This window comes from Halobacillus sp. BBL2006, from assembly GCF_000786645.1.
Lineage (GTDB): Bacteria > Bacillota > Bacilli > Bacillales > Halobacillaceae > Halobacillus.
The window spans coordinates 1-611 of record NZ_JRNX01000964.1 but is presented as its reverse complement, the minus strand read 5'-3'; the positions used below and the strand labels follow the sequence as shown (position 1 = coordinate 611).

Sequence of the window (611 nt, the reverse complement as noted above, 5' to 3'; positions counted from 1 at the left end):
ATAAGGTGAAGTACGAGGCTTAAATGCTCCTCCCCGAAGCAGCTTAAGGCCTTGATCCTTCACTGCTTTTGCCACAGTAGAGACTTGTTCATAGCTTTCTACAGCACAAGGCCCCATGATGAAGTGAGGGTTACCGTCACCGATCTGTTCTCCATTGATTTCTACGATCGTATCCTCCGGTTTTTTCTTTCTCGATACGAGCAGAGCTTTTCGGTGGTCATCTTCTTGAAGTTCAAGTGCTGCCTTGAAAATTTCTTTAAAAAGATGAACAACGGTGGAGTCCTCGAATGGGCCCTCATTGTGCTTCGATAAATGGTCAAGCATTGCTCTTTCTCTAACAGGATCAAAACGATTCATCCCCTGTTGTTCTTTGATCTTACCAATATCCTTTACCAATTCACCGCGTTTATTAATTAAATTCAGAAGCTGTAAATTAACGTCGTCTAATTGGCTACGCAATTGGTCGAGTTTTTCATTACTCATTTTTTCGTCCCCCTCCTGTTAGTGTTAGATGATAATTTATTATGTTGCTTTGGATGATAATTACGGCAATTATAGCTAATATTTAGAATGTTGTCACCCTTAGAAAGGGATTTCATAAATAAAAATAA

The 611-nt window shown here is 39.6% G+C and carries 1 protein-coding gene; it reads right to left on the bottom strand.

The features are described 5' to 3' along the window. On the bottom strand, positions 1–483 hold a 483-nt coding region (gene aroA, locus LD39_RS21430; protein ID WP_035553879.1), incomplete at its 3' end, for a chorismate mutase. Between the last annotated feature and the right edge of the window lie 128 nt (positions 484–611).